This window comes from Nostoc sp. (assembly GCF_036917455.1).
Lineage (GTDB): Bacteria > Cyanobacteriota > Cyanobacteriia > Cyanobacteriales > Nostocaceae > Nostoc.
Map to the genome: position 1 here is coordinate 1 of NZ_JBALDK010000248.1, position 8,458 is coordinate 8,458.

Annotated in this window: 2 protein-coding genes; one reads left to right on the forward strand and one right to left on the reverse strand. The window is 42.3% G+C overall.

Annotation, left to right across the window (positions count from 1 at the left end; genetic code table 11):
- Positions 1-295 precede the first annotated feature (295 nt).
- Positions 296-5,620, forward strand: coding sequence for a Calx-beta domain-containing protein (locus tag V7K42_RS27340; RefSeq protein WP_334920639.1), 5,325 nt, complete (start codon positions 296-298; stop codon positions 5,618-5,620).
- A gap of 1 nt (position 5,621) precedes the next feature.
- Here the strand turns inward: V7K42_RS27340 and priA are convergent, their stop codons facing one another.
- Positions 5,622-8,162: a primosomal protein N' gene (gene priA / locus V7K42_RS27345; protein WP_334920641.1), complete on the reverse strand. Its 2,541-nt coding sequence runs from the start codon at positions 8,160-8,162 to the stop codon at positions 5,622-5,624.
- Between the last annotated feature and the right edge of the window lie 296 nt (positions 8,163-8,458).

Consider the following 8,458-nt stretch of genomic DNA (forward strand, 5'->3'; position numbering starts at 1 on the left):
TATTTAAGTATAATTACAGTTGATTGTATTTTTTATACAGTATAAATTTTATTGTACTAGAAGAAATATAGATAGAACATAACTTAGTTTTTCTAGGGTTCGTATAACGATTAGAAATATTGCGGTTTTCTTTCAAAAAAACAAGAGATTTTGTTATCAATTCCAGTTGAGCATGGAAGCGGATGTTGAGTCATTCGCTTCCTATTTGATGTTGGGTGATAAATGCTATTAACGTAAATTTTTATAGTTAACAAGTCTTTTATTCAATCAAAAGTTTTATTACAGGACAATAATTATGATGACAGAAAATAATCACTCTGAAGCCAAAAGTAATTCAGTCAAAAAGTTATTAGAAGCAGGCAGAAATATTGTTTTTATAGATACAGCAGTTCTCGATTATCAAAGCCTAGTAGCTGGGATAACACTGGGTAGTGAAGTCGTTATCCTTGACCCTAATCGAGACGGTTTAACGCAAATCAGCGAGTTTTTAGCAGGGTGTAAACCTAACTCAGTTGAATCAGTTCACATTGTCTCCCACGGCGGTGAGGGGAGTTTGCAATTGGGGTCAACTTATCTTAACCTCACCAACCTTAATAGCTATGCAAATCAGTTACGAAAATGGGCAAATGTTTTAACTGATAAAGCTGACATTCTACTTTATGGCTGTGATGTAGCCAGTGGTGAAGGCACAAAATTTGTGCAGTTTCTGAGCCGAATTACTGGGGCAGATGTTGCTGCTTCCACTGACAAAACAGGAAGTGCAGTTTTAGGTGGCGACTGGGATTTAGAGGTAAAGACTGGGAAAATTGAGGCATCCCTGGCATTTAAACCTGAAGTAATGCAGGCTTACCAGTCTATTTTGCCAGCTAGTTTTACTGGCACATACTCTCAAAACTTCAATACATTAGCTAATTCTGGAACATCTATTCCTTGGGTTGATGATTCAACCATTTCGGGCTGGTATGCCACAAGAACAAATTACATCCCTGGTAGTGGCAGTAATAATACAGGTGGATTGTATAGTTTTGGTACGACCGGAGATCGGGCACTTGGTTCTGTCGCTTCTGGTAGTACGGGAACTATTTATTATGGGTTGCGCCTCCAAAACAACACAGGTTCAACAATTACTCAGTTACAAGTAGGTTACACGGGCGAACAATGGCGTAATGGTGGTAATACATCGCCGCAACAGCTGAAATTTAGTTATCAAATTGGGTCAACTCTGACAAATTTGACAACAGGAACATGGAATTCTGCCACATCGTTAGATTTCACCAGCCCAATTGCAACTGCAACCGCAGCAGCCTTAAATGGCAATCAAGTTGCCAATAAAGTTGTTATCACACCTATAACAATTACCTTAGCTACCCCAATAGCTAACGGTGAAGAGATTATATTGCGTTGGGAAGATATAGATGATGGAGGCAACGATCACGGTTTAGCGATCGACGATGTATCTGTCAAAGTCGATAACACTACTTATGTAGTAACTAACACTAATGACAGCGGTGCTGGCTCGTTAAGGCAAGCCATTATCAATGCCAATAACGATCCGGGGATTGAGACAATTATCTTTGATCCGACTGGGATATTTGGTGATGCTACCCCCGACACTATTACCCTGACTTCTGGGGAATTGGATGTTACTGAAGGAGTGATAATTCAAGGAACTGGAGCTAATAAACTCACCATCAGTGGTAATAATGCTTCCCGTGTTTTTAATGCTAGTGCCTCCCTCTCAATTGATGGGTTGAGCATAACTGGGGGAAATGCAGGAAATAACAATGGGGGAGGCATCTACAGCACCAGTAGTGTCACACTCAACAATAGTACTATTTTTGGCAACACCACGAACAACGGTGGCGGCGGCATCTACAGCAGTAGTGTTTTACTCAACAATAGTACTATTTTTGGCAACACCGCGAACAACGGCGGCGGCATTTACAGTAGTACTAGTCTTAGCATCAGCAATAGCACTATTTCTAGCAATACATCTAAATCTTCTGGTGGTGGCATCTACACCAACAATGCCACAGTCAGTAATAGCACTATTTTTGGCAACACTGCTGATAGTGATAACAATAGCACAGGTAATGGTGGCGGCATTTTTAGGTCTGGTGGCACGGTAAGCATTAGCAATAGCATCATTGCTGGCAATATTGACACAGGTAATCAAGCGCCAGATATCTTTGGTATCAACTTCAATGGTAATGCTTACAACCTAATTGGCAGTCTTGCTGGTAAATCATCCGGAACTCTGGGCACAGGTACAGATATTATTAACCCCAACCCCGGACTCAAACCTTTGGGAGATTATGGTGGTTCTACACAAACTCACGCCCTAAGCTCTTCCAGTCCTGCCAAGAATGCTGGCGATCCGGGTTACAGTGGTGGCTTAACTACCGACCAACGCGGCACAGGTTTTAACCGGATTGAAGGCGGCAGAATTGATATTGGAGCATTTGAATCCCTGCTTCCAAAAGTCAGCTTTGGTGCTGCTACGTACAATACAACGGAAGATAGTACCGCCACTATAGTAACTATTCCTGTTACCTTAAATGCCTCTCCAGAAACGGCGGTCACAGTTCCTATTGTCGTCAAAAATAGTAGTACGGCTACTAGTGGCAACGATTATACTTTTTCTCCTACGACTATTTCCTTTGCTGCTGGGGCGACAGGTTCAAATTTAACAAAGCTAATTACTTTTACTATTAACCCAGACGACTTACCTGAGAATGCAGAAACAGTTGTACTCAACTTCGGCACGCTAATAGGGGCTGATTTGGGGACAATAACTGAAACTACTCTCACTATTGCTGCTAATGATTCGATTCAATATGCAATTTCCAGCACCACTTCAAATTTAACTGAAGGTAATAGCGGTACTCAAGCTGTTACCTTCACGGTTACTCGCAGTGGTGGTATTGGCGTGGCTAGCACCGTAGATTATGCTTTCAACGGTACGGCAACTTTTGGCAATGATTATAACAATATTCAAGTTACAGGTGGAGGAACTGCTGCATCTGGGACTTTAAGCTTCGCTGTTGGGGAAAAGACAAAGACAATTACAGCCGATGTTTTGGGTGACAATATCTTTGAACTCAATGAAGATATTACTGTTAACCTAAGTAACCCCAACCTCACAGTTGCACCAGCAAATTCCACAATTACTAATAGTTCAGCTACAGTAAACATCATTAATGATGACAATCAACCAACTATCAGCATTTCGGATGTCTCTGTTACCGAAGGCAATACAGGGACAACAACTAATGCTAACTTTACTATTAGTCTCTCTAATCCTAGTTATCAGCAGATTACTGTAAATTACAACACGAGTGATGGTACAGCCGAAGCTACTGACTCTGATTACAACTCTGCTCTAGGAACAATTACTTTCGCTCCTGGCGAAACCAGTAAAACTCTTAGTATTGGTGTCATCGGCGATAACAAGTTTGAAACCAACGAGGCGTTTTCTGTTAACCTTTCGGGTGCGACAAATGCGACCATTACTGATAGTTTAGGAGTTGCTAGCATTATCAACGATGACAGCCAGCCAACTATCAGCATTTCGGATGTCTCTATTACTGAAGGCAATACAGGGACAACAACTAATGCTAACTTTACTATCAGTCTCTCTAATCCTAGTTATCAGCAGATTACCGTAAATTACAACACGAGTGATGGTACAGCCGAAGCTACTGACTCTGATTACAACTCTGCTCTAGGAACAATTACTTTCGCTCCTGGCGAAACCAGTAAAACTCTTAGTATTGGTGTCATCGGCGATAACAAGTTTGAAACCAACGAGGCGTTTTCTGTTAACCTTTCGGGTGCGACAAATGCGACCATTACTGATAGTTTAGGAGTTGCTAGCATTATCAACGATGACAGCCAGCCAACTATCAGCATCTCGGATGTCTCTGTTACTGAAGGCAATACAGGGACAACAACTAATGCTAACTTTATTATTAGTCTCTCTAATCCTAGTTATCAGCAGATTACCGTAAATTACAACACGAGTGATGGTAGTGCCCAAATTGCTGATTCTGATTACAATTCTGCTTTAGGAACAATTACTTTCGCTCCTGGCGAAACTAGTAAAACTCTTAGTATTGGTGTCATCGGCGATAATAAAACTGAAAGTGATGAGACATTTACTGTCAATCTTTTAGGTGCGACAAATGCCACAATTACTGATAATTTAGGAGTTGGTACTATCATCAACGATGACAACCAACCAACTATTAGCATTTCAGATGTCTCTGTTACCGAAGGCAATACAGGAACAACAACTAATGCTAACTTTACTATCAGTCTCTCAAATGTAAGTTCTCAGCAGATTACGGTAAATTACAATACGAGTGATGGTACTGCTCAAGCTGCTGACTCTGATTACAACTATGCTTTAGGAACGATTACTTTTAATCCGGGTGAAACTAACAAAACCCTTAGTATTGGTGTCATCGGCGATAACAAATTTGAAACAAACGAGGCATTTGCTGTCAATCTTTCGGGTGCTACAAATGCTACAATTACTGATAGTTTAGGTGTGGCTACCATAATTAATGATGACAGCCAACCAACTATCAGTATCTCGGATGTCTCTGTTACTGAAGGCAACACAGGGACAACAACTAATGCTAACTTTACTATTAGTCTCTCTAATGCCAGTTCTGAGCAAGTTACTGTAAATTACAACACGAGTGATGGTACTGCTCAAGTTGCTGACTCTGATTACAACTATGCTTCCGGGACGATTATTTTTGCTCCTGGCGAAACCAGTAAAACTTTTGGTGTTGGTGTCCTTGGCGATAACAAAACTGAAGCTAATGAGACATTTTATGTTAATCTTTTAGGTGCAACGAATGCCACAATTACTGATAGTTTAGGAGTTGGTACTATCATTGATGATGACAACCAATCAACTATCAGCATCTCGGATATCTCCCTTCTTGAAGGTAACGCAGGTACAACAAATAATGCTAAATTTACCGTCACACTCTCCGCACCCAGTTTGCAGCAAGTTAGTGTAAATTACAACACGAGTGATGGCACTGCTAAAGTTTCTGACTCTGATTACAACTCTGCTTCCGGGACGATTATTTTTGCTCCTGGCGAAACCAGTAAAACTCTTGGTATTGGTGTCATCGGCGATAACAAAGTTGAAGCCAATGAGACATTTTCTGTTAATCTCTTTGGTGCTACAAATGCCACAATTACTGATAGTTTGGGAGTGGCTACTATTATAAATGATGATGAACCCCCCGCTATCAGTATTGGAGATGTCTCACTCAATGAAGGCACCACAGGGATGACAACTTTTGCTAAATTTGTTGTCACTCTTTCCAATGAATTCTATCAACCAATAGTTGTAAATTACAGCACAAGCGATGGTACTGCTAAAACTTCTGACTATGATTACAATTCGGCTTTAGGGACGGTCGTTTTTAATCCTGGGGAAACCAGCAAAACTATTAGTATTGGTGTCACAGGTGATAATAAAGTTGAAAGCAACGAAACATTTTTTGTCAATCTCTCTGGTGCGGCAAATGCTAGGTTCGCTAATAACCAAGGAGTCGGTACTATCATCAATGATGACCGGGATTCTTTCTTTTAATTCACATAATATTTAATGGGTCTACATCAATAGTTAGGCTAACAGAGGGCGGACAAAGCGATCGCACTTCTTCCCAATCTGGCAATTGTGGCAAGGCATTGGGGGAAAATTTAATCAATATCTGCCAGCGATAACGATTAGCTACTCGTAAAATACTCGCTGGTGCTGGGCCTAATATCTCGAATTCTTCTTCTGTACTCAAGGCTGTGGCGATGATTTGCGCGGTATTTTGCACTTGAATGGGATCGAGACTACTTAAGCGCAACAAAATTAACCGCCCATAAGGGGGATAATTGAGGGCTTGCCGTTGTTCTAATTCAGCTTGGGAGAAAGTGTGATAATCGTGCGATCGCACTGCTGCAATTACCTGATGTTCTGTAGTGTAAGTTTGTACAATCACCCTCCCCGGATCGTCGCCTCTCCCAGCACGTCCAGCGACTTGAGTCAAGGTTTGAAAAGCCCGTTCGCTGGCGCGATAATCTGATAAATTTAGCAATCCATCGGCGGCGACAACGCCCACAAGTGTCACCTGTGGTAAATCTAAACCTTTGGTAAGCATTTGCGTACCCACTAATAAATCTGCTTCGCCGTTGGCAAACTGGGTGAGTAGAGTCCGGTGTGAGCCTTTGTTGCGGGTGGTATCGCTATCAAAACGAATCAAGCGCAACTCTGGAAACTGTCGCGCTAATTCCTGCGTGACTCGCTGAGTACCGCTACCAAAAAATTTCAGGTAAGGGGAACTACAATCGGGGCAGAATTTGGGATGCGATCGCGCATAATTACAATAATGACACCGCAATAATTCCGGCGCTTTCTCTTCGGTGTGGTGATATGCCAGCGAAACATCACAGTATGGACATTCCAACACATATCCACAACTGCGGCAAGAGACAAAAGTACTGTGTCCCCGACGATGGATAAATAAAATTCCCTGTTGTTTTCTCTCTTGCAACTGTTGCAAAGCTTCTTGCAGCGATCTACTAAATATAGAACGATTTCCCTGCTGCAACTCTTGCCGCATATCGACTATTTCCACAGGCGGTAAAGGGCGGGAATAGACACGTTCGGGCAAACTTAAGTAATAACTTCTGCCTCCTGCCTCCTGCCCCCTGCCCCCTGCCCCCTGCCTCTTCACACTTATCCAAGTTTCCAATGAAGGCGTAGCTGAACCCAACACCAAGGGGCAATTTTCTAATTCGGCTCGCCACTGGGCGACGGTGCGGGCGTGGTAGGTGGGTATAGGTGAGTCTTGCTTAAAGCTGCTGTCGTGTTCTTCGTCTAAAATAATTAAACCCAAATTGGGCAAAGGGGCGAAAACGGCGCTGCGCGTACCAATGACAACTTGGGGTTCTCCTGTGAGCATAAGCCGCCAAGTATCGTAACGTTCGCCGTCGGAGAGGGCGCTGTGATAAACGCTGACTTGATTGCCAAAACGGGCGCGAAAACGATCGGTAAGCTGGGGTGTAAGTCCAATTTCTGGGACTAAAACCAGGGCGGATTTGCCTTGATTGATGAGAGGTGCGATCGCTTGCAAATATACTTCGGTTTTTCCTGAACCTGTCACCCCATGCAATAAAACTTCAGCAAATCCATCTAATGTCTGGATTGTCTCTAAAGCGCTAGCTTGGGCAGTAGTTAAAGATTTAGCCCCATCGCCTGCTAATGCTGGCCCCTGTTCGGTTCGCAATACTTCCCGTTCTTCAATAACGATGTAACCCTTTTGTGTCAACGTTTTGAGGATAGAAGAACTAGCATTACAAATTTGCAGTAATTCATTTTGCCACAACTCCCCATTATGCCGTCGCAGCACTTCCAAAATCTCTCTTTGGCGGGTAGTTAAGTCGCTATCGATTGCACCTGTAAGCGTAACTGCTTTTTGCAGCTTTGGTCGAGTCAGCCGTGGCGGTTCTAAGTAGCTTTCCACTAAACCGAATCGCAGCAACTCCCGAATTCCCCGATAGGCAGATTTGACTTTTTGTTGAAGGTAAGCGAAACTATAATCCCCCGCCGGCTGCCCTTGCAAAAGTTCCCAAACTTGCCGCGCGGTTGGAGTCAAAAATGCTGAAGGATTAGGAGATGCTAGTAAATAACTACTCCCTTCTGCTCCCTCTCCTCTAACCAAACGAATACGACGCTGCGATCGCCCCAGTAACCCTGGTGGGAGAGCAACCCGGATTACTTGAATCAGGGGCGTATAGTAATATGCAGCAACTCGATTGAGTAATTCCCAATAAACACTTGGGAAAAATCCAACGCTGACTATATCTTCTACCTCCCGGATTTTTTCTGGTGCTAAATCGATATTTGGTTGTGCCAGTAACCGAATTGCGATCGCTCCTAATTGTTGTGCCCCAAATGGCACGCTCAAAATATCTCCTGGTTTTATTTCTAACTGGGCTGGCAATCGATAAGTAAATAATCCTGTACTTCCTGGACAGTCTACCAATACTTCAACCCACCTATTAAGAGTTGTACCTGAATAGTACGATTCACTAGCTTGCGCCACCACTAAAGGAGATAAATTTACATCATTAATATACATAGTTACTGACTTTATATAGGACTCATATTTGATTTTTGAACAAAACTCAGTCCACTTTTATTCTTTCTTCCCAGTCCACAGTCCCCAATCCCTAGTCCCTTACCTCTACGAGTGATTCAGAAATCAAATCAGATTGCTATAGTTAGATATTTTCCTCACATAGCTGGTAAAAATTAACCTAGCTAGATAAACTCTAATTTTTTGCTTTCTTAAAGTTAAATAGTATTTCTCAATACTGTTATCATTCATAATACTTGATAAGTTTCCTCTTATGTAATCTACTAGACAAATTCGTA